The sequence below is a fragment of the Pseudomonas lurida genome, assembly GCF_013522705.1.
GTDB classification, from domain to species: domain Bacteria; phylum Pseudomonadota; class Gammaproteobacteria; order Pseudomonadales; family Pseudomonadaceae; genus Aquipseudomonas; species Aquipseudomonas quebecensis.
This window is the reverse complement of sequence record NZ_JAAMRE010000009.1, coordinates 81,907-107,793: the sequence shown is the minus strand read 5'-3', so window position 1 is coordinate 107,793 and position 25,887 is coordinate 81,907. Positions and strand designations below refer to the sequence as shown.

Below are 25,887 nucleotides of genomic sequence, written 5' to 3'. Positions count from 1 at the left end.
ACGTCATAATTCAGACCTTCGTGGAGTGCTCCCATGCCTGCCCAAGCCTTGTTCAAACCTTTCCAGCTCGGTGCACTGCAACTGTCGACCCGCGTGGTCATGGCGCCAATGACCCGTTCGTTCTCGCCCGGTGGTGTGCCCAATGCCAAGGTCGTCGAGTACTACCGTCGACGCGCGGCCGCCGGTGTGGGCCTGATCATCACCGAGGGCACAGTGGTCGGGCATCAAGCGTCCAATGGCTACCCCAACGTCCCACACTTCTACGGCGAAGCCGCCCTGGCCGGCTGGAAGACCGTGGTCGATGCAGTGCACGCCGAGGGCGGCAAGATCGTTCCGCAGTTATGGCATGTGGGCAGCGTGCGTCGCCTTGGCACCGAACCTGACGCCAGCGTGCCGGCCTACGGGCCGATGGAAAAACTTAAGGATGGCAATGTGGTTGTCCACGGCATGACCGTCCAGGACATCAAGGAGGTGATCGGTGCCTTCGCCCAAGCGGCCAAAGATGCCCGGCGCATCGGCATGGACGGCGTGGAAATCCACGGTGCCCACGGCTATTTAGTGGACCAGTTCTTCTGGGACGGCAGCAACCAGCGCACCGACGAATATGGCGGCAGCCTGGCCAACCGCTCGCGTTTTGCCATCGAACTGATCCAGGCCACGCGCGCAGCCGTCGGCCCGGACTTTCCGATCATCTTCCGTTTTTCGCAATGGAAACAGCAGGACTACACCGCGCGGCTGGTGCACACCCCTGAAGCATTGGGTGAATTTCTCAAGCCTTTGTCGGACGCGGGTGTGGATATTTTCCACTGCTCCACTCGGCGTTTCTGGGAGCCGGAGTTTGAAGGTTCAGATCTCAACCTGGCCGGCTGGACCCGTCAGCTCACCGGTAAACCGACTATCACCGTAGGCAGCGTCGGCCTGGATGGCGAGTTCCTGCAGTTTATGGTCAATACCGATAAGGTCGCTCAACCTGCAAGCCTGGAAAAATTGCTGGAGCGTCTGAATAACGATGAATTCGACTTGGTCGCCGTGGGTCGCGCACTGTTGGTGGATCCGGACTGGGCGTCGAAAGTGCGTGAAGGGCGCGAAGGCGACATCCTGCCGTTCAGTCGTGAGGCGTTGACGACACTGGTGTAGGGACTCAACAGAGCTGCGCTTGAGGATCACGTCAGTGGCAGTCTTAAACGGGGGGCGGGTATTGAATATCCGCCCCCCGCTTCTCGTCAGGCCGACTGGCCTTGCGGCCTAAGGTCTTGTGTTAAGCCTTTATTGGTTAAGCCCAATAAATGTCGTCGGGTTGGTTGGAATACGCCCTTTGATAGTAAGGCGTGTGGTCATGCAGTGAAGGTCTGTCAGCTTGCCGCAAGTGATAGCCACCGTCGTAGGGTGGGCGTTGTCCGCCGTTATGCTCAGGTTGCCAGGTGTTTTCAGGGCGCACGGCATAGGGGCGATAGCCGCCGTTGTGGGGTGGGCGTTGCCCGCCGTTGTGCTCAGGTTGCCAGGTGTTTTCAGGGCGCACGGCATAGGGGCGATAGCCACCGTTGTGAGGTGGGCGTTGCCCGCCGTTGTGCTCGGGGTGCCAGGTGTTTTCAGGGCGCACGGCGTAGGGGCGATAGCCGCCGTTATGAGGTGGGCGTTGCCCGCCGTTGTGCTCTGGTTGCCAGGTGTTTTCAGGGCGCACGGTGTAGGGGCGATAGCCACCGTTGTGGGGCGGGCGTTGCCTGTCGTCATGCGCAGTTTGCCAAGCATTGGCGGGGCGTTGCGGTTGCGGGCGGTTCCAGCCATGGCTTGCGCCGTGGGAAGGGTTCGAACCGTTCGGGGACGGGCGTATCTGCAACTCCCCTTGAGTGTGGGAGGGCTGAGGATGCAGCGTGAATGACCCATTTATCAGTGTCGACATAGCGCTCTCTATCAATGTCCAGTATCGATGGCCTGCCTGGTTCGAGCGTGTTCCGCTGGGAAACACCATCGGATGGCAGGTGTCATCTAGGTGGCGCTGATTCGCACACCGTTCCAGAAATATCCTGTTGTGGTGCGCCGATTCGTGCGGCCTCAAGGCGAGATTCCCCGCGCAGAGGCCAGAACCCAGGCGCAGCAGAGGCAGGAGGGCGAACGGGCTTACGTCATTTGCGGAGCGTTCAACGAACGTAGGGCAGCGTTGGCACCGTCAAATGCTCCCCGCACACATCGCGTAACTGGTTCTCGAATTGCTCGATGATCGCCGGCCAGCCTTGGCGGCTGGCATGCTGGCGTGCATTCAGACGCGCCCTGCGCAAGTGTTCGCTTTCTTCAAGCAGCCAGTTGGCCGCGTCGCAAAAGGCATCTTCATCCCCTGGCATCGCCAATGCGCCGCTGTAACCGTGGCGAATGTGCTGGGTTGCGGCCGCCTGGTCGTATGCCACTACGCCCAAGCCAGAGGCCATGGCCTCCAGCACCACATTGCCGAAGGTTTCGGTCAGGCTGGGAAACAGGAACAGGTCGCCGCACGCGTAATGCTGTGCCAGGCTTTCTCCGCGCTGGCTGCCGCAAAAGATCGCGTCGGGAAGATCGCGCTCCAACTGGGCCCGTTGCGGGCCATCGCCGACGATGATCAATTTCAGTCGGCGCTGTGGATAAGTCGCGCGCAATGACTCAAAACAGCGCTTGAGCAGGCCCAGGTTTTTTTCCTGGGCCAACCGACCGACGTGCAGCACCGCCACGTCATCATTGGCCAGCCCCCAGCTTTCCCGCAGGGCATTGTCGCGCTTGGCCGGGTGGAACAGCTGGCTGTCGACCCCGCGCGACAACATGCCCAGGCGTTCGAAATGCCGGCGCTCCAGCTCCAGGCGTTGGCTGGCACTGGGCACCAGCGTCAAGTCGGAGCGGTTATGAAACCAGCGCAGGTAGTGCGTGACCATCCGGCTCAACAGGCTCAGACCGTACTGGTTCGAGTACTGCTGGAAATTGGTGTGGAAGCCGCTCACCACACTGATCCCCAGGCGCCGCGCGGCCCGCAGCGCCGACAGCCCCAGCGGGCCTTCCGTGGCGATGTACAGCACATCAGGGCGTTGGCGCGTCCAGCGTCGCAGCAACTTGTGCATCGACGACTGACCCCACTGCAAACCCGGATAGCCGGGCAGAGGCCAGCCGCGGCACAGCAGCAATTGGTCGTCGCTGGGACGGCTCTGATCAACGCCCTGTCGCGGACGCACCAGCTCGATTAGATGGCCGCGGGCGCGCAAGCCATCACACAGGCGGCCAAGGGTATTGGCCACCCCGTTGATCTCTGGCGGGAAGGTTTCGGTAATCAGGGTGATGTGAAGCGAAGCTGTCGTCATGACCCCCAGTCTCGCTGTGGGCCATGTCGTCAATGTGTCATCGGTATGATGGATTTATGACCGGGTCACTTTTGCTTGGCGCACCATCGTTTCGGCGCCTTGTTCACGCACCCAGAATAACGTGGCGCCGGCCACCGCCGCCGGCATCATCAGCAAATTGACCACCGGCACCAGCAGCACCAGGTAGACGACGCCGCCGAAGCTCAAGCTCTGCCAGCGCTTCTGACGCAGCCAGGCGAGCATTTCGTTCCAGCCCAGTTTGTGGTTGTCCGCCGGGTAGTCGATGTACTGGATCGCCATCATCCACACGCCGAACAACAGCCACAGCGGCGCGGCAATCAAGTTGACCACCGGGATAAACGACAGAATAAACAGGCCGATGGCGCGTGGCAGGAAGTAGCCCAGCTTGCGCATTTCCCGGGCCAGGGTGCGGGGGATCATGGCGACCAGCTCGCTCCAGCTGAACGGCGGGAAGTCATCGGTGCCACGCACCACCACTTCGACCTTTTCCGCCAGGAAACCATTGAACGGCGCTGCGATGATGTTGGCGAGCAGGGTGAAGGTGAAAAACACCATCAGCACAACCAGCACCACAAACAGCGGCCACAGCAGGTAATTGAGAAAACTCAGCCAGCCGGGCAGGGTCGGCATCAACTGGTCGACCCACAGGCTGAACTGATGGCCGGCAAAATAAATCAGCCCGACGAACAGCACGAGGTTGATCGCCAGCGGCAGCAGCACAAACAGCCGCAGGCCGGGGCTCAGCACCAGTTTGAGGCCTTCTCGCAGGTATTGCGGGCCGGAAAGAGCAGGGGCGGGCATGAGGTACTCCGAGCAGAATGACGAACGCGCCGACCTTACCGGCTTTGCCGGCATGGCGAAAGCACGGTCAGTGTGACGACATCAAAGGTAACAAAGGCGTCGATCAAGGGTGTCGACTGCATAGAGACCGCCTATGAGCTGGATTGTTATTGCGTATTTCCTTAATCTTGCCCCCCTCTATACGCTGCACCCATTATTTTTCAGGATCCGCGAGTTCAAGCCTTCCCCAAGTGCTTCGCGGTCCTTTTTTATTCCAGCCGTCTTGTTGTCCGGGCGGTCGATAGGAGCGAGTCATGTCTGATACCCGTCATTCGCGAGTGATTATTCTCGGTTCCGGCCCTGCCGGTTACAGCGCTGCCGTCTATGCCGCCCGTGCCAACCTCAAGCCGTTGCTGATCACCGGCATGCAGGCGGGCGGTCAGCTGACCACCACCACCGAAGTCGACAACTGGCCTGGCGATGTCCACGGTCTGACCGGCCCGGCGTTGATGGAACGTATGAAAGAGCACGCCGAGCGCTTTGAAACCGAGATCGTGTTTGATCACATCAACAAGGTCGACTTCTCCAAGAAACCTTACAGCCTGACCGGCGACAGCGGCGTGTACACCTGTGACGCGCTGATCATTGCTACCGGCGCCAGCGCCCGCTACCTGGGCCTGCCGTCGGAAGAAGCGTTCATGGGCAAAGGCGTGTCCGCCTGCGCCACCTGCGACGGTTTCTTCTACCGCAACAAGCCGGTCGCCGTGGTCGGTGGCGGCAACACTGCCGTGGAGGAGGCGCTGTACCTGGCCAACATCGCCAGCACTGTGACCCTGGTCCACCGCCGTGAGACGTTCCGCGCCGAGAAGATCCTGATCGACAAGCTGCACGCCCGTGTCGCCGAAGGCAAGATCATCCTCAAGCTCAACGCCACCCTGGACGAAGTCCTGGGCGACAACATGGGCGTGACCGGTGCTCGCTTGAAAAACAACGACGGCAGCTTCGATGAGCTGAAAGTCGACGGTGTGTTCATCGCTATCGGCCACACCCCGAACACCTCGCTGTTCGAAGGCGTGCTGGAAGCCAAGGACGGTTACCTGGTGGTGAAGGGCGGTCGTGAAGGCAATGCCACCGCCACCAACATCGAAGGCATCTTTGCTGCCGGCGATGTGGCCGACCACGTGTACCGCCAGGCCATCACCTCGGCCGGCGCCGGTTGCATGGCGGCTCTGGATGCCGAGCGTTACCTCGACGGTTTGAAGGATGCTGCGTTCTAAACCGTTGAAATAAGAAAACCGGCTGCGAGGCCGGTTTTTTTATGGATGCCATTTAGAGGTGGGAGAGACTTGCCCCAAGGGCAGTGGTTCGGTCAATGCATCGGTGACAGACATACCGCTATCGGGGGCAAGCTAACTCATTTTCACCTGCAACTGACTCAGGATTTGCGGGTCAGGGGGTGTGCGGCAAATTTCACGCCTGCCAACCCATGGGTAATCAACGCGCGAATATTGGCATGGTCACTGCCCTCAGGCGTCGCCAGCACCGAGCGGTAGTGCTCCCCAAACGCCAGCAGCGCTTGCTGGTCGCTCAAGCCTTCCAGCAATGCCAAACCCAAGGTTTTGCACGAGCCTTCGTTCTGCCCGGCGGCATTTTCTACCCCGCCATTGTTGAAGGCCTGCGGCTGGTAATCGTAACCGGCCGCGACGAACGCCAGGGTATCGGCAAAAACGTGCTCGCCGCTGTTCAAGCTGGCGCGCAGGGTATTGAGATCAGTCATGTGAGTTTCCTTTGGCGAACGCCGCCTGTTGTTCGGCGCTGGCTTCTTTCTGGTATTGAGCTTTCCACTCGGCGTACGGCATGCCGTACACCACTTCACGGGCGTCATCGAGGCTCAGCTCGATCTGGCGCTCATCGGCCTCGGCCTTGTACCACTTGGACAGGCAGTTGCGGCAGAAGCCGGCGAGGTTCATCAGGTCGATATTCTGCACATCCTTGCGGCTGTCCAGGTGCGCTACCAAGCGGCGGAAGGCGGCGGCTTCGAGTTCGAGGCGTTGTTGATCGTTCATAGGGGGCTCTTCGAGGCAGCTTCAAGCGGGTAAGCTTCAAGCTGCAAGTTGGAATAGGGTTGGCCTTTTAGCCTGCAGCTTGTAGCTAGCGGCTTGCAGCTAATGTTATCGACACCGATTCGGCAAAGCGCAGCGCATGGGGCTTGTCCACTTCGACCTCGGCGTACAACACCGATTCGTTGCTCATCACCAGGTCCAGCAGTTCCTGGGTCAGGCGCTCGAGCAGGGCAAAGCGGTTGCCCTCGACGTGGGCAATGATTGCCTTGGTGATGGTGCGGTAGTTCAAGGCATGGTCGATGTCATTGTCGCGCACCGCTTCCTGGGCCGCATACAGGATGGTCAGGTTGATCAGCACGTCCTGCTTGTTGAGGATTTCGTCCTCATTGATGCCGATATAGGTGCGCAGGCACAGGTCCTTGACCCGGATGCGCGCCATGCCTGGTTGAAGTTGTGGCATTGCTACTTGCTCCGTCCAATCAGTTGCAGGAACTCCGTGCGCGTGGTGTTCGACTCGCGGAACGCGCCGAGCATCACCGAGGTGTTCATGGTTGAATTCTGTTTTTCCACGCCGCGCATCATCATGCACATATGCTTGGCCTCGATCACCACGGCCACGCCGGCGGCCTGGGTTACCTCCTGGATCGCATCGGCGATTTGCCGCGTGAGGTTTTCCTGGATCTGCAGGCGCCGGGCGAACATGTCGACGATGCGCGCCAGCTTTGACAGGCCCAGCACCCGGCCGGTCGGGATATACGCCACATGGGCCTTACCGATAAAGGGCAGCAGGTGATGCTCGCACAGCGAATACAATTCGATGTCCTTGAGGATCACCATTTCGTCGTTGTCGGAGGCGAAGAGCGCGCCGTTGACGATTTCTTCCAGGTTCTGCTCGTAGCCATGACACAGGTATTGCATGGCTTTGGCGGCGCGCTTGGGGGTGTCGAGCAAGCCTTCGCGCTCCGGGTCTTCGCCCAGGCCCTTGAGGATCTCGCGGTAATGGTGGGGCAGGGAAAAGGTCATACAACATCCTCAAAACGGCTTACTTGATATGCCGCCCGCCGTTGACGGTCAGGGTGGTACCGGTGACATAAGGGTTATCCAGCAGGTAACGCACGCTCTGGTAGATCACGTCGGGGCCGGGTTCGATGCCCAGCGCCGACTTGGCGAGCACCCTGGCACGGTAGGCCGCATCGTCACCTTCGTTGAACATGACCATCGCCGGCGCAATGCCGTTGACCTTGATCAGCGGCGCGAACTGCGCGGCGAACGACAGCGTGAGGCTGTCGAGCCCGGCCTTGGTGGCGCAATAGGCGATATGCTGGCGGCTGCCCTTGCGCACCACATCATCGCTGATATGCACGATATCGGCCGGTGAAGAACGTTGCAGCAAAGGTGAACAATGCAGGTTGATCAAGTACGGCGCAAGCATGTGCACGTTGAACATGTCGATAAACGCGCGGCTCTCGTCACCCGGCGTCTCGGCGACCCAGGCCGAGGCGTTGTGAATGATCGCGCGCAGGCTTTGGGTGTGGGTGTTCACCTGCGCGATAAACGCCAGCACCCCGGCCTCGCTGGAGAAATCAGCGAACAGGCCGATCGCACCGCGGTCACGAAGGGCTTGAACGCCGGGGCGTTCGCTGCGGTAACTGAATATCACCGGCTGGCCCTCGTCCAGCAGGCGATGGGCACAATGCAGGCCGACACGCTGGCCGGCACCGGTGATCAGGATCGGGGCGTTCGTTGCAGACATGGGAGGCTCGCGTCGCTGGCAGGCTCGAATCATACCAGCGACGCGGCGCCCCTGTACCTACGCCGCCGCTTCGGTAGGCTTGCCCGGCGGTGGGCTGGGGTGCAGCCAGTTCGCCAGCAGGTGGGTCGACAAGGGAATGAACAGGTAAACCATCAAGGGCGTGAGTGCCAGGGTACTGACCAGCACGCGCGGCACCAGGGCCAGCTCGTTGAGCAGCGGCCCCAGGCCAAAGTTGAACAACAGCGACACCGGAAAAAACGCCAGCCAGATAGCCACTGCCTGCTTCCAGCGCGGTGGGCGCGCACCTGCTGCGCCGAACCAGCCGTCGATGCCGCGCACGCGATGCTCCGACGGGTCGGCAAACAGCTCGCTGCCGCGGCCCAGCCAGGCACTGCGCGAGGCGGAAAACTCCCAGGCGTGCAGGGTTTGCTCATCGGCAAAGCGGAAAATGATCTGGAACTCATCGTCATTGGGCGGCGGCGCCAGTACGCCGGAGCCCAGGTAACCGGGAAAATCGGTGGCCAATTGCTCGCCTTCGCGCAGCCAGGCCATCAGTTCTTCATAGCGTCCCTTGGCCACGCGGCGCGCAACCATCAGGGTAACGGGGGAGGTAGACATTGTGTATCTCCAAATGAACGGGCGCGGTTGGCCGGGTAGGCGGCGCGCAGACGAGGCTGCGGGGTGAGGCAGCGACGTAGAAAAAACAGGCAAGGATTATTCCCGAATCCACCGAATACACCAGCGGCATTGGTCCGAAAATCGCGGACCTTGAAAAGGACAGCTTTAAAGGCGTTAAATGCGCGTTCAATTACCGTTGGTTTTATGGTCGTCAATGCCCGTGATCCATGCTCCCGTTGATAGTGTTTCGCAACCAGACTCGATAGATTTCAACGAGCTGTTTCCGATCCGTGAAGTGTCCAGAATGACAGGTATCAACCCGGTCACCCTGCGTGCCTGGGAGCGACGCTACGGTTTGATCGAGCCCAAGCGCACCGAAAGTGGGCATCGGCTGTACACCCGCGACGATATCCAGACGGTCAGTCGCATCCTCGAGTGGATCGAGCGCGGGGTGGCCGTCAGCAAAGTGGGCAGGATCCTCGCCCGCGAACAGCAGCAGGCCGATGCAGTGCGTGCCGAGGGCGATGCGCTGCAGGCCTTTGAGTGGTCACAATTGCAGGCGCGCCTGAGGCAAGCGGTCAGTGCCTTCGATGATCGGCAACTGGAAAGCCTGTACGGCCAGGTGCTAGCCACCTATCCGATCAGTGTGGCGTTCCAGGACATCTGCATGCCGCTGTGGAACGAACTGTTGCGCCATCAGGGCCGCTTCGGCCAGGCCAGCGAATGGCTGTTCTTCGATGTATTCCTTAGGACCCATGTGCTGCAGCGCCTGCAGTTGGCAAGCCTTGGCGCGGCTCCCCGTGTCTTGATGGCGGCGTTGCCGGGCGAGTGCCGTAAGTTGGAGCTGCTGGTGGCGGCCGCCCTGTTGGCGCGCGATGACCTGGTCGTAAAGGTGCTGGGCATGGGCCAGCCGTTCGATGAGTTGACGCTGGTGTGCCAGAAGACCCGTCCCCAGGCGCTGGTGCTGTTCTCCAACCACTCACATAACCAAGACCTGGCGGTGCGTTTGAATCGTCTCGCGCAGACCCTGGATTGCCCGTTGTTCATCGCCGGCGCTGCGTCGGACCTGGCCGAGCACGACCTGGCAGGCTCCTCCATCGGTTGCCTGGGCAATGACGGGCCCGTGATGCAACGCCGCTTGCAGCAGTATCTGAGCGGCACGCTCGATACCTGACCTCAAGCGTGAACGTGCGGATGCGCCAGGCGGTGCTGATGCAGGATGAAATGGCGCAGTCGCTCGGTTTCGTCCGCATCGCTCTGGCTCAAGCGATACGCAAACAGGCCCCGCGCCGTTACCCGCTGCAACGTGCCACGCAAGGCGATGCGTTCGTAGCCCGAAGGGCTGAACCACAGCGCGAAGGTTTTCGGCGGCTTGAAGCGGCCACGACCCTCGACCAGCACACCCTTGAACGACACTTCATGCACCCACAGCGCGCCGGGGTTGCCTCGGATATTTTCCAAGGCCACCGGCGTCTCCAGCACCAGGCGCCACGGGCGGATCATGGGGCCGTCTTCGAAAATGCTCGGCACCCCCAGGCGCAGATGCACCGCGTTGAACTCGTCCTCCACCAAGTGCAGGGGAAACGTCAGTTGCTGGTTGTCGAACTGGGCCTGGATGGTGACATGGTCGTGGGCGGCGAGTCGGGTGAGCAAGTCGCGGATCTGCGCACCGCCGTTGACCGTCAGGCTCGACGAAGCGTCCCGCAGGTTCAACTGCGGGTTGTGCTGCATGTTCTGAATGAAGTCCAGTTCATCCTGGGTCAGAAGCGCGTTGCGTGGCATCGCCGTTTGCTCAGTAGAAGTGCTAAAAGGCCATTATCCCCCTTAGTGACCGATGTTTCTAAATTTTGTTTGAGCCACTTGTCGCGCGAAGCGTCGCAAGTTCGGCCTTGACCTCAGCCAGTTCGGCCTCCAGTTGGGCCACGCGCTGCTGGGCCTTGACCTGCAGGGTCACATCTTTTTGCACGCCGACAAAATAGGTCTGCCGGTCAGCCTCGTTGTACACCGTCGACAGCGATAATTCATTCCAGAAATGGCTGCCGTCCTTGCGGTAATTGCGCAGGATCTCACGGCACACCCCGCCGCTTTCCAGAGCGTCGCGAATGGCCATCAGCGCCGGCTGGTCGCGGTCGCCGGATTGCAGGAAACGGCAGTCCTGATAGAGGATTTCATCCGGCGTGTAGCCGGTCAGCCGTTCGAACGCCGGGTTGACGTAGATCAGCGGCTTGTCCTTGCCTTCGCGTTCGGCGACGACGATGCCGTCGTTGGAAGCGTTGATCACCAGTTGCATCAGCTTGGCATTAATCATTGAGCGGTCCATGGCTTGTGGTGGGAAAGAGGAGTGTATGGCACCCGTTGAATCTTGCACCAGGCGCCGCGAAATAGTTGCGTCAGCTGTTAATATCCCACGCTTTCGCTCAACTACAGGATCAGATTGATGAAAGTCGCCATCCTTTCCGGCTCGGTGTACGGCACCGCAGAAGAAGTGGCTCGCCACGCTGTCGTCATCCTCGAGGCCGCAGGTTTACAAGCCTGGCACAACCCTCGCGCCACCCTGGCGGACGTGCAGGCTTATGCACCTGACGCACTGGTGGCGGTAACGTCCACCACCGGCATGGGAGAACTGCCCGACAACCTCCAGCCCCTGTATTGCGCGCTGCGCGAGCAACTGCCCGGCGCCTTGCGCGGTTTGCCCGGCGCGGTCATCGCCCTGGGCGACGCCAGCTACGGCGATACCTTCTGCGCCGGTGGCGAGCAGATGCGTGAGTTGTTCGTCGAGCTGGGCGTGCGCGAAGTGCTGCCGATGCTGCGCCTGGACGCCAGCGAAAGCGTGACGCCCGAAAGCGACGCCGAACCCTGGCTGGCCGAGTTGGTCGCTGCCCTGCGCGGTTGATCGGGTCGACACCCAAGCGCCCATCGTTCCGGGGGCGCTTGTATGGATTTCTACTATTCTCAGTACGTGACTCGTACAGTCATCAAGCTGGCTGCCAAGGCGACTCCGCCGGCCAGGGTGTCTGACTAGACTGGCCCAACCCTTAGAACAATAAGAACGTGCGTCCAGGAGGTCATCACCGTGAGCCTAGCCCCGGTTGTATCCCCACAGAATGTCCAGGCCCAGGTCAGCGCTGCCGAGTGGCAGGCACGCGTCGACCTCGCCGCGTGCTATCGCCTGGTGGCGATGCATGGATGGGACGATCTGATCTTCACCCATATCTCAGCCAAAGTGCCCGGCACCGACGATTTCCTGATCAACCCCTACGGCCTGATGTTCCATGAGATCACCGCGTCGAGCCTGGTCAAGGTCGACCAGGCCGGCAACAAACTGATGGACAGCCCCCATGAGATCAACCCGGCCGGCTACACCATCCACAGCGCCATCCATGAAGTGCGCCATGATGTGACCTGCGTGCTGCACACTCACACTGCCGCCGGGGTCGCGGTGGCCGCGCAGAAGCAGGGCGTGCTGCCCATCAGCCAGCAATCGATCTTTGTGCTCTCCAGCCTGGCCTGCCACGCTTACGAGGGCGTCGCGCTGAACCACGAGGAAAAGGCCCGCCTGCAGGCCGACCTGGGCGACAACCAGTTCCTCCTGCTGCACAACCATGGCCTGCTCACCTGCGGTGCCAGCATCGCCGACACTTTTCTGATGATGTTTATCTTCCAGCGCGCCTGTGAAATCCAGGTGCTGGCGCAAACCGGCGGTGCCGAGTTGATCAGCATCGAGCCGCAGATTCTCGCCGGAGCCAAGGCCATGGGCGCGGCTGTTACCAAAAGTGCCCAAGGCATGGGCGGCGCGCTGGCCTGGCCGGCGTTGCTGCGTAAGTTGGACCACCAAAACCCTGGGTATGAAACCTGATGCCAATCGCCGAGATCCCGCTTCGAGCCTGGCGCAAGCGTGGCCAGGATTTCGACTTTCATGGCCACACCATCCGTTACTGGGTAGCGGGCCAGGGTGAACCGCTGTTGCTGCTCCACGGTTTTCCCACGGCCAGCTGGGACTGGCATTACCTGTGGCAAGCCCTGACCCAGCGCTATCTGGTGATTGCCTGCGACATGCTCGGTTTCGGCGATTCGGCCAAGCCCCTGGACCATGGCTACTGCCTGCTGGAACAGGCGGACTTGCAGCAGGCCCTGCTTGAACACCTGCGTGTGCAGCCGCCGGTGCATGTGTTGGCCCACGACTATGGCGACAGCGTCGCTCAGGAATTGTTGGCGCGGCACTATGAAGGCCGGTTCCAGATGGCCAGCTGTGTGTTTCTCAACGGCGGCCTGTTCCCGGAAACCCATCGCCCGGCGCTGGTGCAAAAACTGTTGCTCAGCCCCCTGGGCTGGATGATCGGGCGGGCCTTCGGGCGCAATGCCTTGTCCAAAAGCTTCAGCCAGATTTTCGGGCCCGCTACCCGCCCCAGCGAAAGCGCCCTGGATGACTTCTGGAGCCTGATCAGTTGCAACGACGGCCCGCGCATCCTGCACAAGTTGATTTCCTACATCCCCCAGCGCCGACGCCTGCGCGAGCGCTGGGTGCAGGCCATGCAGGGCGGTGACGTGCCGCTGCGGGTGATCGATGGCGAGATCGACCCGATTTCCGGGGCCCATATGGTGGCGCGCTACCAGCAGTTGGTGCCGAATGCCGACACGGTGCTGCTGGCCAATATCGGCCATTACCCGCAGATCGAAGCGCCGGTGCAGGTGCTCAAGCACTACCTGGCGTTTCGCGATCGAATCGGGCGGCCGGCGTCGCAGGTGGCTTATTCCTGAGCGGCATCGCTTGTTGCCGCAGGCGCGCGGCGATTATCCCCGTGCCTTATCGCGCACCATTCAGCCGCGACCGTAGTTATTGTGACCAAAGGCCCTGTGCCTGACACTCCAGCCATTCCCATTGTCGCCCTAGGAGTTCGGTATGAGTGAGTCAGTGCAGTTCCAGGATAAGGTCGTGATCGTCACCGGTGCCGGCGGCGGCTTGGGCCGTGCCCATGCGCTGTTATTCGCCCGGCATGGCGCCAAGGTGCTGGTCAACGATCTCGGCGGCTCCACCCAGGGCGAGGGCGCCAGCGCGTCGGCCGCTGACCGCGTAGTGGCCGAGATCCGGGCGGCCGGCGGAATCGCCGAGGCCAACCATGATTCTGTCACCGACGGTGACAAGATCGTGCACAACGCTCTCGATGCGTTCGGCCGTATCGACGTGGTGGTCAACAACGCCGGCATCCTGCGGGACAAGACCTTTCATAAAATGGACGACAGCGACTGGGACATGGTTTACCGGGTGCATGTCGAAGGTGCCTACAAAGTCACCCGCGCCGCCTGGCCTCATCTGCGTGAGCAAAGTTATGGCCGGGTGATCTTCACCGCGTCCACCTCGGGCATCTACGGCAATTTCGGTCAGTCCAACTACGGCATGGCCAAGCTTGGCCTCTACGGCCTGACCCGCACCCTGGCGCTGGAAGGCCGCAAGAACAACATCCTGGTCAACGCCATCGCCCCCACTGGCGCCACACGCATGACCGAAGGCCTGATTCCGCCGCAAGTGTTCGAGCGCCTCAAGCCGGAGCTGGTCAGTCCGCTGGTGGTGTACCTGGGCAGTGAAGCCTGCCAGGAAACCTCGGGGCTGTTCGAAGTCGGCGGCGGCTGGATCGGCAAGACCCGCTGGGAGCGCAGCCTGGGCGTGGGCTTCGACCCCGAGGTCGGGTTTTCGCCGGACGACGTGGCGGCGCATTGGGCGCAGATCTGCGACTTCGAAGGCGCCGCCCACCCCAAGGACACTATCGAGGCGTTGAAGGAGATGATGGCTAACTTGCAGAAATACAGCCTGTGATCGTTGTCTGAACGCGGGTCAATCCTACGGGGCGCTGATGGCGCCCCGTTTTATTTCAGGCATAAAAAAGGCCGCTGCAAAGGCAGCGGCCGAAGTAAGACGTTTGATCAAGGAGCAACAAATCAACGTCAGTGAACACCGGTAACGGATTGAAAAAACACATCAATCCATTGAAGCTCAGCTTGTCTTCCAAACTTGGAAGCGGGCGGTTTGCCCTGAAAGCCCGACAAGAATAGCTGGTTGTAACAAGATGAGTAATAGCGCTTCAGGACAAGGACTGTTACCGATCCGGCAACAGTCCATGGCGCCATCCATGCTTTTGATAACCCTCCATCCACCCTGCGCATGCCCCCGCCCGCACCCCAGCCAGAGCGGCCTGTCATCCTTTCGAGCGACAGCACGAATCCCTCCTTGGTGCGCTTATCGCTCCTGACGCGCGGCAGTAGGGTGGGGCCTTCTGTCACTCACCGGGGAAGACGCATGACAAAAACAACAATGCGCGCCATCTTCACGCCACAGGCGCTGGCCGCTGCGGTTGCGTTGGGTTGCTGTGCCCACGCGCAGGCTGTTTCGTTCAACATTGGCGAGATCGAAGGGCAATTCGATTCGTCGTTGTCGGTGGGGTCGAGCTGGGGTATGCGCGACGCCGACAAGAAACTGGTCGGCACCGTCAACGGCGGTACGGGCCAGGCTTCCACGGGGGATGACGGACGCCTCAATTTCAAGAAGGGCGAGACCTTCTCCAAAATCTTCAAAGGGCTGCACGACCTCGAACTGAAGTACGGCGATACCGGCGTGTTCGTGCGCGGCAAGTACTGGTATGACTTCGAGCTCAAGGACGAAGACCGCGAATTCAAGCCAATCAGCGACCACAACCGTAAGGAAGGCGCCAAATCCAGCGGCGCAGAGATCCTCGACGCGTTCGTCTACCACAACTATTCCCTGGGCGACCTGCCGGGTACCGTGCGCGCCGGCAAGCAGGTGGTCAGCTGGGGCGAAAGCACTTTCATCGGCAACTCCATCAACAGCATCAACCCGATCGACGTCTCGGCATTCCGTCGGCCGGGCGCCGAGATCAAGGAAGGCCTGATCCCGGTGAATATGCTGTTCGCTTCCCAGAGCCTGACCAATCAACTCACGGTGGAAGGCTTCTATCAGCTGGAATGGGACCAGACCGTGCTGGATAACTGCGGCACTTTCTTCGGCGGCGACGTGGCGGCGGACGGTTGCACCAATAATTACACCGTCGGCAACCCCGCCATTCGCCCGTTGCAACCTGTTGCGGCGGCGTTCGGGCAAGGCTTTGGCGTGGTCAACGAAGGCGTGATCGTGCGGCGTGCCGGCGACCGCGATGCGCGGGATTCCGGCCAGTTCGGCGCCGCGTTGCGCTGGCTGGGCGACGACACCGAGTACGGCCTGTACTTCATGAACTACCACAGTCGTACGCCGACCGTGGGCACTATCACCAACAACACCAGCCTGGCCACCCTCGGTGCCATCGCCGGCGCCGCCAATCGCCTGGCTCCCGGCTCAGGCGCAGGCCTGGTGCAGAGCGTGATGCTCGGTCGTGGCCAGTACTACCTCGACTACCCGGAAGACATCCGCCTGTTCGGTGCCAGTTTCTCCACGACCTTGCCCACCGGCACGGCCTGGACCGGGGAAATCAGCTACCGACCGAATGCGCCGGTGCAACTGAACACCACCGACCTGACCCTGGCCTTGATCAACCCGGTCGCCGGGCAAGCGGCCTCGCCGATACGCAGCAACTTCGGGGATGACAATACCGGCTACCGTCGCAAGGAAATCACCCAGATCCAGAGCTCCATGACCCAGTTCTTCGACCAGGTGCTGGGCGCCGAACGGCTGACCGTAGTGGGCGAAGCCGCTGTTGTCCACGTGGCCGGCCTGGAAGATAAATCCAAGCTGCGTTACGGCCGCGACTCGGTGTACGGCGCTTACGGATTCCAGGGCGATACCGACGGTTTCGTTACATCCACGTCCTGGGGGTACCGCGCGCGGGCAATCCTGGACTACAACAACGCGATCGCCGGGGTGAACCTCAAGCCCAACCTGTCCTGGTCCCATGACGTTGCCGGCTACGGCCCCAACGGGCTGTTCAACAAAGGCGCCAAGGCCATCAGCGTGGGCGTCGATGCCGACTACCGCAGCACCTACACCGCCAGCCTCAGTTACACCGACTTCTTCGGCGGCGACTACAACACCCTGACCGACCGTGACTTCCTCGCCCTCAGCTTCGGCGTGAACTTCTGATTTGGCTTAAAGAAGGACAAGAACGTATGCGTAAGACAATTGCAGTGTTGGCCCTCAGCCTGTTGGCCGCCAACGTATGGGCAGCGGTTTCCCCGGAAGAGGCCGCCAAGCTTGGTACCACCCTCACCCCGGTGGGTGCCGAGAAGGCCGGTAACGCCGATGGCTCTATCCCCGCCTGGACCGGCGGCATCCCTAAAAACGCCGGCGCGGTGGACAGCAAAGGCTTCCTCGCCGACCCATTCGCCAGTGAAAAACCGCTGTTCGTGATCACCGCCGCCACGGTGGACAAGTACAAGGACAAACTCTCCGACGGCCAGGTGGCGATGTTCAAGCGCTACCCCGAGACCTACAAGATCCCGGTCTACCCCAGCCACCGTACGGTCAACCTGCCGCCGGATATCTACGAGTCAATCAAGCGCAGCGCGCTGAACGTCAAGGCGATCAACGACGGCAATGGCCTGGAGAACTTCACCGGCAATCGCTACTACGCATTCCCGATTCCCAAGAACGGCGTGGAAGTGCTGTGGAACCACATCACCCGCTACCACGGCGGCAACCTGCGCCGCATCATCACCCAGGCCACCCCACAGACCAACGGCAGCTACACGCCGATCCGCTTCGAGGAAGAAGTGGCGGTGCCCCAGGCCATCCCGGATATTGACCCGGCCAAGGCGGCCAACGTGTTGAGTTACTTCAAGCAATCGGTCACCGCGCCGGCGCGCCTGGCGGGCAACGTGCTGCTGGTGCACGAAACCCTCGACCAGGTGAAGGAGCCGCGCCTGGCGTGGATCTACAACGCCGGTCAGCGCCGCGTACGGCGTGCCCCGCAGGTGTCCTATGACGGGCCGGGCACCGCGTCGGACGGCCTGCGCACCACCGACAACTTCGACATGTTCTCCGGTGCGCCCGACCGTTATGACTGGAAGCTGGTGGGCAAGAAAGAGATGTACATCCCCTATAACAGCTACAAGCTCGACTCGCCGTCGCTCAAGTACGACGACATCATCAAGGCCGGCCACATTAATCAGGATTTGACCCGCTACGAGCTGCACCGCGTGTGGGAAGTGGTCGGCACGGTCAAACCGAGCGAGCGGCACATCTATGCCAAGCGCCACATGTACATCGACGAGGACAGCTGGCAAGTCGCGCTGGTGGATCACTATGACGGTCGTGGCCAACTGTGGCGGGTCGCCGAAGGCCATTCACAGTTCTACTACGACCATCAGGTGCCGGCGTACACCGTGGAGACCCTGTATGACTTGATCGCCGGGCGTTATATCGCGCTGGGGATGAAAAACGAGGAGAAGAGCAGCTTCGTGTTCGGGTTTGCGGCCAAGGCGGCGGACTACACGCCGGCGGCGTTGCGGGCGGAAGGCGTGCGCTGATCCCTGATCAAAGGTGGGAGGAGGCTAGCCCCCTCCCACATTGGGTTTTGTGCATGGCCTTCAATCACCCTGCTGAATACTTCTTCAACTATCGCCCGTCACAGGTCTAGGGTAAGCGTCAGGTTGCATAACAATAAAAACGCAGGATGCAGCAATGACCGCCATGACTCGCTGCCTGGACCGTCCTGGATTCATGCCTCGGCTGTCCGCCCATCATCTGCTGCGCCCACGCCTGGCCGAGCCGTTGCTGGCGTCTGTGGCGCGGGTCAGGTTGTTGTGTGCGCCTGGCGGCAGCGGCAAGAGCGCGTTGCTCGCCGAATGTGCGTTGCAGGCGCCCGTGGGGTGTCAGGTGTACTGGTTGCCCCTCAATGGCGTGGCCCTCAGCCCCTTCCAATTGTGCCAGCGCCTGGCGCATACCCTTGGCATGCCCTTTACCGATGAAGCCACACTGCTGCAGGACTTGAGCCGCTGGCAGGCTCCGGCGTGGTTGTTCCTTGATGATTTCTGCCGCTGGCCCATGCCCGAGACCGATGCCTTGCTCGACCGCCTGCTCACCGCCGGCAGCCCGGCGCTGACCTGGTGGCTGGGCGCGCGGCGGCGGCCGGCGTGCAACTGGCCGCGGTTGCTGCTCGACGATGAATTGCTCGAATGCGGTGCGGAACTGGCGTTGCGCGCCGGGGAAATCCAGGCGCTGCTCTGCCATGCGCCAGGGCAGTCCGTCGAGGACGTGCTGCAGTTCAGCGCCGGCTGGTGCGCCGGTGTACGCATCGCGCTGCTGGGCGACGGGCACCCCGACAAAACCCTGCTCGACTACCTGCAACACGAACTGTTCAGCGTGCTGCCGCCCGAACTGGCCGACGCCTGGCGCGTGCTGGCCCATCTGCCGCGCTTCAATACAGGGCTGTGCGAACACCTGTTCGGGGCCGGCGACGGCGATCAGTACCTGCGCGATCTGCTGGCCCTTGGCGCCTTTATCCAGCCGTGGGAAGACACCGACTGGCTGCAGGTTTTTCCGCCCCTGGCGCGTCTGATGCGCGACGAACCCTGGCCGACCAAGCGCTCGTGGCACCGTCGCGCCTGCCAATGGTTCACCGCCGAGCAGGACTGGCAAGCCGCCTTCGAACAGGCGCTGTTGGCCGAAGAATATGAGGTGGCGGTCAGCCTGTTGCAGCACTTCAGCTTCGAAGATCTGTTCCGCCAGCAGAACGCGTTGCTGCTGTTGCGCCTGCACGCGGAGCATGGCGATGACCTGATGCTCGGTTCGGCCCAGTTGGTGGGGCTGGTGACGGCGGCCCTGCTGTTTGCCGGGCGCTTCGAGCAGGCCGCCGTGTGCATCGACCAACTCGCACGCTTCGCTCCGCAACCGACGGCGGCCCGGCAGCGGCACTTGTTGGCACGCTGGCAGGCCCAATGGGGCTGGTTGCTGCACTTGGGAGGGGACGCCGAGCGTTCGCGCGCGCATTTCCTCGAAGCGTTACAAGCCTTGCCCGACAGTGCCTGGACTTCGCGCCTGATGTGCTTGTCAGGGCTCACCCAGCAAGCCCTGTTGCGTGGTGAGCTGAACGTGGCGCAAACCCTGAACCGCGAAGCATTGTGCCTGGCGCGTGCCCATGGCTCATTGCTGCTGGAGGCGCTGCTGGAACTGGATCACGCCCAATTGCTCGAACAGCGCGGCGCGCCGCACCGGGCCCAGAGCCTGCTCGAACATATGCAGGCGATGCTGCTCAAGCAGCGGCTCAAGGCCGGCCCGCTGGTCGGGCGCATTGCCCTGCGGCGCGGGCACCTGGCGCTGCGGCAGGGGCAGGACGCGCTGGCCGCCGAGTGTTTCGAGACAGGCTTGCCGATGTGCCTGCACAGTCAGGACAAGCGCGTGCTTTATGGGTTTCTGGGCCTGGCGCTGCTGGCGGCCAACCGTGGCGATTACGCCCAGGCGTTCATTCAACTGCGCGAGGCGGAACGGCTGATGCAGCAACGCCAGGTGCCGGACACCGTGTACCGCGCAGTGTTGCTGCTGGTCAGCGGGCATTTCTGGTTGCAGCAGGGGCGTGCCGAGTTGACCGTCGAAGCGCTGCGCCGCGTGTTGCGTCACTTCCGCGGGCCCCAGGCCAAACAAGCGCCGCCGGCCACCCTGGAACTGATCCCGCGTCTTGAATATCTGTTGGTGTTGGCCGAGGTGAAACTGGGTTGCGCCGAACAGCCGCTGGCGCGCCTGCAAGCGCTGCTGGAGGCCACCCATCAGCGCGGCATGCTGTGCCTGGAAACCGAGTTGCACTTGGTGCTGGGTGAAGTCGCCTGGCAACTGGGCGACGCCGGGCTGGCGCGTCGTTCACTGCAGACCGGATTGGAACTGGCCGCGCGCTGCCAGGTGCAGCAAGCCATTCGCGAACTGCGCCTGCGTTCGCCGGGGCTGCTGAGCGAGTTGGGGTTGGAGCCGCAGGCGTCGACGCCGGGCACGGTGCAAAACCCGCTCAGCCAGCGCGAGTTGGAAGTGCTGCAGTTGATAGCCCTGGGCAATTCCAACCTGGAAATCGCCGATCGCCTGTTTATCTCCCTGCACACCGTCAAGACCCACGCGCGACGCATCCACAGCAAGCTCGGGGTGGAGCGGCGCACCCAGGCCGTGGCCAAGGCCAAAACCCTGGGGTTGATGACTTAGGTGCAGAAGGCCTGACGATACTCTCCAGGCGTGGCGCCCATGGCCTGGCCGAAGCGGCGGGTAAAATGGCTGGCGCTGCAGAAACCGCACATCAGTGCAATCTCGCCGAGGGGCAGGGTGCCCCCACGCAACAGGCTTTGCGCTCGGGCCAGGCGGCGCGCCAGCAGGTATTGATGGGGCGGCAGACCGAAGCTTTGGCGGAACATTCGCGCGAAGTGGTATTCCGACAGTGCACACAGCCCGGCCAATTGCCCCAGGCTCAGCGGCGCCTCCAGGTGGTAGTCGATGTAGTCCACCAACAAGCGGCGCTGATGCGGCGCCAGCCCACCTTTCAAGCGCAGACCGTCGCGCAGGCCCACTTGGTTGAGCAAAGTGTGGCTGAGCAGCTCATGGGCCAGGCTGCTGGTCAGCAGACGCTCGGCGGGCTCCTGCCAATCGAGAGCGATCAACTGGTGGAAGCGGCGCGCCTGGCTGGGGTCCTCCAGGAACGTCCCCTCCTGCAACTGCAAGGTGCGCGGTTCGCGGTCGAGCAGGGTCACGCAGCCGAGGGCGAATTGTTCCGGGCTGAAGTACACATGGGCCAGGCGGATCTCGCCGTTGATCACCCACCCGGACTGATGCTCGGCGGGCAGGATGCACAGCTTGTCCGGGCCGCCCTTGGTGTCGGGTCGGTCGCGCCGAAACGTGCCGGTGCCGCCGCCCACATAGCACGACAGGGTGTGATGGCCTGGCGCCTGGTAATCCTGGGAATCGTGGTGGTTGCTCCACAAGGCCGCGGCAAGGCCGTCACCCAGCTCGGCGCAGGCCTCCAGGCGCGCGTGGGGCGAACGGTGAAGGGCTTGGAAGACTTGCAGCGATTGCAGATCCGGCATGGCGTGTACTCTCCGACGCCCTGCATCGTACTCCGCGATGCCGGTGCTGTGCGCGGCTCGCCCGACAAAAGCGCAAGAATGTGCAAGAGCGCAGCGTGGTTTGGGGAGGACACTGAGGCTCAATCGATGGAGCCTGTTATGAACCTTTTTCTGTATTTACTCACCGTGCTGATCTGGGGTACCACCTGGATCGCCCTCAAATGGCAACTGGGCGTGGTAGCGATTCCCGTGTCCATCGTTTATCGCTTCGGCCTGGCGGCGTTGGTGTTGTTTGCGTTGCTGCTGCTCAGCCGCAAGCTGCAGGTGATGAACCGGCGCGGGCACTTGATCTGCCTGGCCCAGGGGCTGTGCCTGTTTTGCGTCAACTTCATGTGCTTTCTCACGGCCAGCCAATGGATCCCCAGCGGGCTGGTGGCGGTGGTGTTTTCCACGGCGACGCTGTGGAACGCGTTGAACGCGCGGGTATTTTTCGGCCAGCGCGTGGCGCGCAATGTGCTGATGGGCGGTGGCCTTGGGTTGGCGGGTTTGGGGTTATTGTTCTGGCCGGAGCTGGTGGGGCACACCGCCAGCCCGCAGACCCTGCTGGGCTTGGGGTTGGCCTTGCTGGGGACGATGTGTTTCTCGGCCGGCAATCTGTTGTCGAGCCTGCAGCAGAAGGCCGGTCTCAGGCCGCTGACGACTAACGCCTGGGGCATGGCGTATGGCGCGGCGATGCTGGCGACCTGGTGCGTAGTCCGAGGGGTTCCGTTCGAGATGGACTGGAGTGCGCGATATATCGGTGCCTTGGTTTACCTGGTGATTCCGGGGTCGGTGATTGGGTTTACGGCGTATTTGACGTTGGTGGGGCGTATGGGGCCGGAGCGCGCGGCGTATTGCACGGTGCTGTTTCCGGTGGTGGCGTTGAATGTGTCGGCGTTTGCCGAGGGCTATCAGTGGACCGCGCCGGCGTTGGTGGGGTTGGGCTTGGTGATGGCGGGGAATGTGTTGGTGTTTCGTAAGCCTAAGGGTGTAAGCCCGGTCTTGAAGGCGAGAACAGTCTGACCAGGTGGCAGGCGGCAAGTCCTAATGCCCATCAGTGAAGGAATCAGTGAGTGAATTTCTGCCCTGGACGGGACCAAAATGTGGGAGGGGGCTTGCCCCCTCCCACATTTGATAGTCATTGCCTGGGGTGGATCTGACTGGCATCAAGACTTGCCCCCTCATTTCACCGAGTTATTTTATTCCAAGGCGCTTGGCCAGGCGGGCGAGGTTGGCGCGGTTGAGGCCCAGTTCGCGGGCGGTGCTGGCCCAGTTGTGCTGGTGGCGTTCCAGGCAGGCGCTGATGAGGTGGCGTTGATAGTCTTCGGTGGCGTGGCGCAGGTCGCCGGTCAGGGGCGCCAGTGCGGGCGGGGTTTCAATCGGTGGTGCGCTGACGGTGGGCAGGTCGAGGTCGGTGGCACTCAGGCTGAGAATTTTCGGACGCTCGCGACAGTTTCCAAGCGCTTTCAGTGCGCTGCGTCCGATCAAATGTTCCAGCTCCCGTACGTTGCCTGGCCAGTTATAGGCCAGCAGGGCCGCCTGGGCATCGCTGGTCAGGCGCAGGCTGCCCAGGCCCATGCGTGACCGGTTCTGTTCAAGGAAGAAACCGGCCAGCAGCAGTACATCGCGGCCGCGCTCGCGTAACGCCGGCACTTGCAACGGGTAAACGCTCAGTCGATGGTAGAAGTCGGCGCGGTAGCGGCCGTTGCGCACCTCATCGGCGAGGTCGCGGTTAGTAGCGGCGATCAGGCGCACATCCACTTGGTGTTCCTTGTCCGACCCCAGGCGCTGCAACTGGCCGCTTTGCAGCACGCGCAGCAGTTTGGCCTGCACCGTCAGCGACAGTTCGCCCACTTCATCGAGAAACAAGGTGCCGCCGTCGGCCAGCTCGAACTTGCCCCGGCGCTCGTTCAGCGCGCCGGTGAAGGCGCCGCGTATGTGGCCGAACAGCTCGCTTTCCACCAGCGTTTCCGGCAGGGCCGCGCAGTTGAGGCTGATCAGCGGTTTGTCGGCGCGCGGCGAGGCGGCGTGAATCGCCTGGGCCACCAATTCCTTGCCCACCCCGGTTTCGCCGGTGATCAGCACCGTCAGGTCGCTGCCGCCCACCAGCTTGATTTCTTCCACCAGACGCTTGTGGCTTTTGCTCTGGCCGATCATTTCCTTGTGCTGCTGGCCGCTGGCCTGGCGATAGATTTCGGCGCGCTGGTGTGCGTCTTCGGCGCGCAGGGCCAGGCGTTCGATACGTTCGGCCACGTTGACCGTGGCAGCGGCCAGGCTGGCGAAGGCTTGCAGAGCGTCCAGTTCGACGCGTTCGAAGCGCTCGGTGTCCAGCGCGTCAAGGGTCAACAGGCCCCAGGGGCGGTCGTCGACAAACAACGGGCAGCCCATGCAGTCATGCACCTGCAGGTGCCCGTGCAGACCTTCCACCAGGCCGTCGTAAGGGTCGGGCAACTCGCTGTCACTGTCGAAGCGGGTCGGGCCGGGGCTGGCGAGCAGCGCCGCGAAACGCGGGTGTTCGCTGACCTTGAAACGTCGGCCCAGGGTGTCGGTGCTCAGGCCGTCCACCGCCAGCGGCACCAGCGCTTCACCGTCCAGGCGCAATAAGGCGGCGGCGTCGCAGGGCAGCAGGGCGCGCATGGCTTGCAGCAGGCGCCGGTAGCGCTCGCCCTCGGGCAGATCGCGGGACAGATCGGCCACCAGGGGCAGGAGGGTGGTGAGCAGCGAGTGTGCAGTCATAATGACTCCTTGTAGTCCTTGTGACTTTATCCTGTAAGAAGTCATACTGACTACTTGAGTTTTAAATCATTGAAAATTAAAGATTTTAAAGTTGGCATGAATGCTGACTGTCCAAGGCTAACTTTAAAGAAGCCCTGGAGGCTCTCATGCTTAGCGCCCAAGACCGTGCCATCGTCAAATCCACCGTGCCCCTGCTGGAAAGTGGCGGTGAAGCGCTGATCACCCATTTCTACCGCATGATGCTGTCCGAATACCCGGAAGTTCGCCCGTTGTTCAACCAGGCCCACCAGGCCAGCGGCGATCAGCCGCGTGCCCTGGCCAATGGGGTATTGATGTACGCGCGGCATATCGACCAGTTGGATCAACTGGGCGATCTGGTGGCCAGGATCATCAATAAACACGTGGCCTTGCAGATCCTGCCGGAGCATTACCCGATCGTAGGCGCCTGCCTGTTGCGGGCGATTTCCGAAGTGCTGGGCAGTGAGATCGCCACGCCACAGGTGATGAATGCCTGGGGCGCGGCCTACGGCCAACTGGCGGATATCCTGATCGGCGCCGAAGCGGCCATCTATGACGAGAAAGCCCAGGCCCCTGGCGGCTGGCGCGGTGCGCGGCCGTTCACGCTGGTCAAGCGGGCGGAGGAGAGCGCCGAGATTACGTCCTTTTATTTCGCCCCGGTGGATAACGGCCCGATCCTGGCGGCGGCGCCCGGCCAATACATCGGTATGACGCTGGTGCTGGACGGCGAAGAGGTACGCCGCAACTATTCCCTTTCGGCACTGAGCGATGGCGGCCAGTACCGCATCAGTGTCAAGCGCGAAGCCGGCGGCCGGGTGTCCAATTACCTGCACGATCAATTGCAGGTGGGTGCCACCATCGACCTGTTCCCGCCGGCGGGCGAGTTCACCCTGGCCGCCAGCGCCAAGCCGCTGGTGCTGATCAGCGGCGGCGTCGGTATCACGCCGACCTTGCCGATGCTCGAAGCGGCCCTGGCCACCGAGCGCCCGGTGCACTTCATTCACTGCGCGCGCAACGGCGGCGTGCACGCGTTTCGCGAGTGGGTGGATGCCCTGGCGGCCAGGCACCCGCAGCTCAAGCGCTTCTATTGCTATGCCGAAGACGACGGCGTGAGCCCGGCAGCGGACAACGTTGGCCTGCTCAGTCAGGACCAACTGGCGGCGTGGTTGCCCGAGCAACGTGATATCGACGCCTACTTCCTCGGCCCGAAAGGCTTCATGGCCGCGATCAAGCGTCACCTCAAGGCCCTGGGTGTGCCCGAAAAACAAAGCCGCTACGAATTCTTCGGCCCGGCCGCTGCCTTGGAGTAGGACCTAAAGGTCAACAGTGTGGGAGGGGCCTGCCGTGGTGAGCGGGCTTGCCCCGCGCTGGGCTGCGAAGCGGCCCCAAACCCAGGCACCTCGGTGTGTCAGGTGAAATTACATCGCCTGGAGTGGGGCCGCTTCGCGCCCCAGCGCGGGGCAAGCCCGCTCACTACAAGAACGTCACTTTCTGTTTACAGCGAAGATGTGAAGATATCTCTGCCGATACCTCTGCGCCCGATAGCGGTGCATCAGCCAGCTGACAC

At 62.1% G+C, this 25,887-nt stretch carries 26 protein-coding genes; 12 read left to right on the top strand and 14 right to left on the bottom strand.

Annotation, left to right across the window (positions count from 1 at the left end; all coding sequences use genetic code 11):
- The first annotated feature begins 33 nt into the window (after nucleotides 1-33).
- The gene (locus G7025_RS10480; protein WP_181078788.1) at nucleotides 34-1,137 is read left to right on the top strand and encodes an NADH:flavin oxidoreductase; all 1,104 of its coding nucleotides are present in this window, start codon (nucleotides 34-36) and stop codon (nucleotides 1,135-1,137) included.
- Nucleotides 1,138-1,273: 136 nt separating this feature from the next.
- Here the strand turns inward: G7025_RS10480 and G7025_RS10475 are convergent, their stop codons facing one another.
- From G7025_RS10475 to cysZ, 3 genes are all read right to left on the bottom strand, one after another.
- Nucleotides 1,274-1,900, bottom strand: a complete 627-nt coding sequence (locus G7025_RS10475; RefSeq protein ID WP_181078786.1) for a hypothetical protein — start codon at nucleotides 1,898-1,900, stop codon at nucleotides 1,274-1,276.
- Nucleotides 1,901-2,138: 238 nt separating this feature from the next.
- Nucleotides 2,139-3,317 (bottom strand): glycosyltransferase family 4 protein, encoded by a 1,179-nt coding sequence (locus G7025_RS10470; RefSeq protein WP_181078784.1) that lies wholly within the window; start codon nucleotides 3,315-3,317, stop codon nucleotides 2,139-2,141.
- Nucleotides 3,318-3,371: 54 nt separating this feature from the next.
- Nucleotides 3,372-4,139: a sulfate transporter CysZ gene (gene cysZ / locus G7025_RS10465; RefSeq protein ID WP_181078782.1), complete on the bottom strand. Its 768-nt coding sequence runs from the start codon at nucleotides 4,137-4,139 to the stop codon at nucleotides 3,372-3,374.
- 293 nt (nucleotides 4,140-4,432) lie between these two features.
- Between cysZ and trxB the strand changes: the two genes are divergently transcribed.
- Nucleotides 4,433-5,395 carry a thioredoxin-disulfide reductase gene (gene trxB / locus G7025_RS10460; protein ID WP_181078780.1) on the top strand — a complete coding sequence of 321 codons (963 nt, stop codon included), beginning with the start codon at nucleotides 4,433-4,435 and terminating at the stop codon, nucleotides 5,393-5,395.
- A gap of 158 nt (nucleotides 5,396-5,553) precedes the next feature.
- On the opposite strand, the gene G7025_RS10455 is transcribed toward trxB, so the two are convergent.
- The 6 genes from G7025_RS10455 to G7025_RS10430 all read right to left on the bottom strand — a co-directional run bounded on the left by G7025_RS10455 (nucleotide 5,554) and on the right by G7025_RS10430 (nucleotide 8,552).
- On the bottom strand, nucleotides 5,554-5,895 hold the full coding sequence (locus G7025_RS10455) for a HopJ type III effector protein (RefSeq protein ID WP_181078779.1): 342 nt from the start codon (nucleotides 5,893-5,895) through the stop codon (nucleotides 5,554-5,556).
- Entirely contained in the window at nucleotides 5,888-6,184 is a 297-nt protein-coding gene (locus G7025_RS10450) for a DUF1244 domain-containing protein (RefSeq protein ID WP_181078777.1), read from the bottom strand. The genes G7025_RS10455 and G7025_RS10450 overlap by 8 nt, the downstream gene beginning before the upstream one ends.
- Before the next feature lie 85 nt (nucleotides 6,185-6,269).
- On the bottom strand, nucleotides 6,270-6,641 hold the full coding sequence (folX, locus tag G7025_RS10445) for a dihydroneopterin triphosphate 2'-epimerase (protein ID WP_003176029.1): 372 nt from the start codon (nucleotides 6,639-6,641) through the stop codon (nucleotides 6,270-6,272).
- 2 nt (nucleotides 6,642-6,643) lie between these two features.
- A complete protein-coding gene (gene folE / locus G7025_RS10440) occupies nucleotides 6,644-7,204 on the bottom strand; it encodes a GTP cyclohydrolase I FolE (protein WP_181078775.1) in 561 nt (186 codons plus the stop codon).
- Nucleotides 7,205-7,223: 19 nt separating this feature from the next.
- Nucleotides 7,224-7,934 carry a dihydromonapterin reductase gene (gene folM / locus G7025_RS10435; protein ID WP_181078773.1) on the bottom strand — a complete coding sequence of 237 codons (711 nt, stop codon included), beginning with the start codon at nucleotides 7,932-7,934 and terminating at the stop codon, nucleotides 7,224-7,226.
- A gap of 57 nt (nucleotides 7,935-7,991) precedes the next feature.
- Nucleotides 7,992-8,552, bottom strand: coding sequence for an antibiotic biosynthesis monooxygenase (locus G7025_RS10430; RefSeq protein ID WP_181078771.1), 561 nt, complete (start codon nucleotides 8,550-8,552; stop codon nucleotides 7,992-7,994).
- Between the two features lie 214 nt (nucleotides 8,553-8,766).
- Between G7025_RS10430 and G7025_RS10425 the strand changes: the two genes are divergently transcribed.
- On the top strand, nucleotides 8,767-9,726 hold the full coding sequence (locus tag G7025_RS10425; RefSeq protein WP_181078769.1) for a MerR family transcriptional regulator: 960 nt from the start codon (nucleotides 8,767-8,769) through the stop codon (nucleotides 9,724-9,726).
- 2 nt (nucleotides 9,727-9,728) lie between these two features.
- Here G7025_RS10425 and G7025_RS10420 read toward each other — a convergent pair whose 3' ends face one another.
- Together G7025_RS10420 and G7025_RS10415 are read right to left on the bottom strand one after the other, a co-directional pair.
- Nucleotides 9,729-10,334, bottom strand: a complete 606-nt coding sequence (locus G7025_RS10420; protein WP_181078767.1) for a hypothetical protein — start codon at nucleotides 10,332-10,334, stop codon at nucleotides 9,729-9,731.
- A 58-nt stretch (nucleotides 10,335-10,392) separates the two neighbouring features.
- Nucleotides 10,393-10,860: a PAS domain-containing protein gene (locus tag G7025_RS10415; RefSeq protein WP_181078765.1), complete on the bottom strand. Its 468-nt coding sequence runs from the start codon at nucleotides 10,858-10,860 to the stop codon at nucleotides 10,393-10,395.
- Nucleotides 10,861-10,989: 129 nt separating this feature from the next.
- Between G7025_RS10415 and G7025_RS10410 the strand changes: the two genes are divergently transcribed.
- The 4 genes from G7025_RS10410 to G7025_RS10395 all read left to right on the top strand — a co-directional run bounded on the left by G7025_RS10410 (nucleotide 10,990) and on the right by G7025_RS10395 (nucleotide 14,364).
- Complete coding sequence (locus G7025_RS10410) at nucleotides 10,990-11,445, top strand: flavodoxin (RefSeq protein ID WP_181078763.1); 456 nt, start codon at nucleotides 10,990-10,992, stop codon at nucleotides 11,443-11,445.
- 180 nt (nucleotides 11,446-11,625) lie between these two features.
- Nucleotides 11,626-12,408, top strand: coding sequence for a class II aldolase/adducin family protein (locus tag G7025_RS10405; protein ID WP_181078761.1), 783 nt, complete (start codon nucleotides 11,626-11,628; stop codon nucleotides 12,406-12,408).
- Nucleotides 12,408-13,310 carry an alpha/beta fold hydrolase gene (locus G7025_RS10400; RefSeq protein ID WP_181078759.1) on the top strand — a complete coding sequence of 301 codons (903 nt, stop codon included), beginning with the start codon at nucleotides 12,408-12,410 and terminating at the stop codon, nucleotides 13,308-13,310. The genes G7025_RS10405 and G7025_RS10400 overlap by 1 nt, the downstream gene beginning before the upstream one ends.
- Nucleotides 13,311-13,452: 142 nt before the next feature.
- The gene (locus G7025_RS10395; RefSeq protein WP_181078758.1) at nucleotides 13,453-14,364 is read left to right on the top strand and encodes an SDR family oxidoreductase; all 912 of its coding nucleotides are present in this window, start codon (nucleotides 13,453-13,455) and stop codon (nucleotides 14,362-14,364) included.
- 128 nt (nucleotides 14,365-14,492) lie between these two features.
- On the opposite strand, the gene G7025_RS10390 is transcribed toward G7025_RS10395, so the two are convergent.
- Nucleotides 14,493-14,765: a hypothetical protein gene (locus tag G7025_RS10390; protein ID WP_181078756.1), complete on the bottom strand. Its 273-nt coding sequence runs from the start codon at nucleotides 14,763-14,765 to the stop codon at nucleotides 14,493-14,495.
- Nucleotides 14,766-14,844: 79 nt separating this feature from the next.
- Here G7025_RS10390 and G7025_RS10385 point away from each other — a divergent pair, with 79 nt between their 5' ends.
- The 3 genes from G7025_RS10385 (at nucleotide 14,845) to G7025_RS10375 (ending at nucleotide 20,676) form a co-directional block, all read left to right on the top strand.
- Complete coding sequence (locus tag G7025_RS10385) at nucleotides 14,845-16,635, top strand: DUF1302 domain-containing protein (protein WP_181078754.1); 1,791 nt, start codon at nucleotides 14,845-14,847, stop codon at nucleotides 16,633-16,635.
- Between the two features lie 26 nt (nucleotides 16,636-16,661).
- Nucleotides 16,662-18,020 (top strand): DUF1329 domain-containing protein, encoded by a 1,359-nt coding sequence (locus G7025_RS10380; RefSeq protein WP_181078751.1) that lies wholly within the window; start codon nucleotides 16,662-16,664, stop codon nucleotides 18,018-18,020.
- 154 nt (nucleotides 18,021-18,174) lie between these two features.
- Nucleotides 18,175-20,676, top strand: a complete 2,502-nt coding sequence (locus G7025_RS10375; protein WP_181078749.1) for a helix-turn-helix transcriptional regulator — start codon at nucleotides 18,175-18,177, stop codon at nucleotides 20,674-20,676.
- On the opposite strand, the gene G7025_RS10370 is transcribed toward G7025_RS10375, so the two are convergent.
- Nucleotides 20,673-21,548 (bottom strand): AraC family transcriptional regulator, encoded by an 876-nt coding sequence (locus tag G7025_RS10370; RefSeq protein ID WP_181078747.1) that lies wholly within the window; start codon nucleotides 21,546-21,548, stop codon nucleotides 20,673-20,675. The genes G7025_RS10375 and G7025_RS10370 overlap by 4 nt on opposite strands.
- 138 nt (nucleotides 21,549-21,686) lie before the next feature.
- Between G7025_RS10370 and G7025_RS10365 the strand changes: the two genes are divergently transcribed.
- A complete protein-coding gene (locus G7025_RS10365; RefSeq protein WP_181078745.1) occupies nucleotides 21,687-22,589 on the top strand; it encodes a DMT family transporter in 903 nt (300 codons plus the stop codon).
- Between the two features lie 171 nt (nucleotides 22,590-22,760).
- Here G7025_RS10365 and norR read toward each other — a convergent pair whose 3' ends face one another.
- The gene (gene norR / locus G7025_RS10360; RefSeq protein ID WP_181078743.1) at nucleotides 22,761-24,302 is read right to left on the bottom strand and encodes a nitric oxide reductase transcriptional regulator NorR; all 1,542 of its coding nucleotides are present in this window, start codon (nucleotides 24,300-24,302) and stop codon (nucleotides 22,761-22,763) included.
- Between the two features lie 146 nt (nucleotides 24,303-24,448).
- On the opposite strand from norR, the gene hmpA reads away from it, so the two are divergent.
- Nucleotides 24,449-25,630 (top strand): NO-inducible flavohemoprotein, encoded by a 1,182-nt coding sequence (gene hmpA, locus G7025_RS10355; RefSeq protein WP_181078741.1) that lies wholly within the window; start codon nucleotides 24,449-24,451, stop codon nucleotides 25,628-25,630.
- The last annotated feature ends 257 nt before the right edge of the window (nucleotides 25,631-25,887 follow it).

What these genes read in the sequence shown, in the direction of transcription:
- norR (WP_181078743.1), bottom strand. Translation starts at nt 24,302, where the DNA reads ATGACTGCACACTCGCTGCTCACCACCCTCCTGCCCCTGGTGGCCGAT.
- G7025_RS10410 (WP_181078763.1), top strand. Translation starts at nt 10,990, where the DNA reads ATGAAAGTCGCCATCCTTTCCGGCTCGGTGTACGGCACCGCAGAAGAA.
- G7025_RS10370 (WP_181078747.1), bottom strand. Translation starts at nt 21,548, where the DNA reads ATGCCGGATCTGCAATCGCTGCAAGTCTTCCAAGCCCTTCACCGTTCG.
- folX (WP_003176029.1), bottom strand. Translation starts at nt 6,641, where the DNA reads ATGCCACAACTTCAACCAGGCATGGCGCGCATCCGGGTCAAGGACCTG.
- hmpA (WP_181078741.1), top strand. Translation starts at nt 24,449, where the DNA reads ATGCTTAGCGCCCAAGACCGTGCCATCGTCAAATCCACCGTGCCCCTG.
- G7025_RS10395 (WP_181078758.1), top strand. Translation starts at nt 13,453, where the DNA reads ATGAGTGAGTCAGTGCAGTTCCAGGATAAGGTCGTGATCGTCACCGGT.
- G7025_RS10455 (WP_181078779.1), bottom strand. Translation starts at nt 5,895, where the DNA reads ATGACTGATCTCAATACCCTGCGCGCCAGCTTGAACAGCGGCGAGCAC.
- G7025_RS10415 (WP_181078765.1), bottom strand. Translation starts at nt 10,860, where the DNA reads ATGATTAATGCCAAGCTGATGCAACTGGTGATCAACGCTTCCAACGAC.
- G7025_RS10425 (WP_181078769.1), top strand. Translation starts at nt 8,767, where the DNA reads ATGCCCGTGATCCATGCTCCCGTTGATAGTGTTTCGCAACCAGACTCG.
- G7025_RS10470 (WP_181078784.1), bottom strand. Translation starts at nt 3,317, where the DNA reads ATGACGACAGCTTCGCTTCACATCACCCTGATTACCGAAACCTTCCCG.
- G7025_RS10450 (WP_181078777.1), bottom strand. Translation starts at nt 6,184, where the DNA reads ATGAACGATCAACAACGCCTCGAACTCGAAGCCGCCGCCTTCCGCCGC.
- G7025_RS10430 (WP_181078771.1), bottom strand. Translation starts at nt 8,552, where the DNA reads ATGTCTACCTCCCCCGTTACCCTGATGGTTGCGCGCCGCGTGGCCAAG.
- G7025_RS10375 (WP_181078749.1), top strand. Translation starts at nt 18,175, where the DNA reads ATGACCGCCATGACTCGCTGCCTGGACCGTCCTGGATTCATGCCTCGG.
- folE (WP_181078775.1), bottom strand. Translation starts at nt 7,204, where the DNA reads ATGACCTTTTCCCTGCCCCACCATTACCGCGAGATCCTCAAGGGCCTG.
- G7025_RS10475 (WP_181078786.1), bottom strand. Translation starts at nt 1,900, where the DNA reads ATGTCGACACTGATAAATGGGTCATTCACGCTGCATCCTCAGCCCTCC.
- G7025_RS10480 (WP_181078788.1), top strand. Translation starts at nt 34, where the DNA reads ATGCCTGCCCAAGCCTTGTTCAAACCTTTCCAGCTCGGTGCACTGCAA.
- folM (WP_181078773.1), bottom strand. Translation starts at nt 7,934, where the DNA reads ATGTCTGCAACGAACGCCCCGATCCTGATCACCGGTGCCGGCCAGCGT.
- G7025_RS10380 (WP_181078751.1), top strand. Translation starts at nt 16,662, where the DNA reads ATGCGTAAGACAATTGCAGTGTTGGCCCTCAGCCTGTTGGCCGCCAAC.
- G7025_RS10400 (WP_181078759.1), top strand. Translation starts at nt 12,408, where the DNA reads ATGCCAATCGCCGAGATCCCGCTTCGAGCCTGGCGCAAGCGTGGCCAG.
- G7025_RS10365 (WP_181078745.1), top strand. Translation starts at nt 21,687, where the DNA reads ATGAACCTTTTTCTGTATTTACTCACCGTGCTGATCTGGGGTACCACC.
- cysZ (WP_181078782.1), bottom strand. Translation starts at nt 4,139, where the DNA reads ATGCCCGCCCCTGCTCTTTCCGGCCCGCAATACCTGCGAGAAGGCCTC.
- G7025_RS10385 (WP_181078754.1), top strand. Translation starts at nt 14,845, where the DNA reads ATGACAAAAACAACAATGCGCGCCATCTTCACGCCACAGGCGCTGGCC.
- G7025_RS10420 (WP_181078767.1), bottom strand. Translation starts at nt 10,334, where the DNA reads ATGCCACGCAACGCGCTTCTGACCCAGGATGAACTGGACTTCATTCAG.
- trxB (WP_181078780.1), top strand. Translation starts at nt 4,433, where the DNA reads ATGTCTGATACCCGTCATTCGCGAGTGATTATTCTCGGTTCCGGCCCT.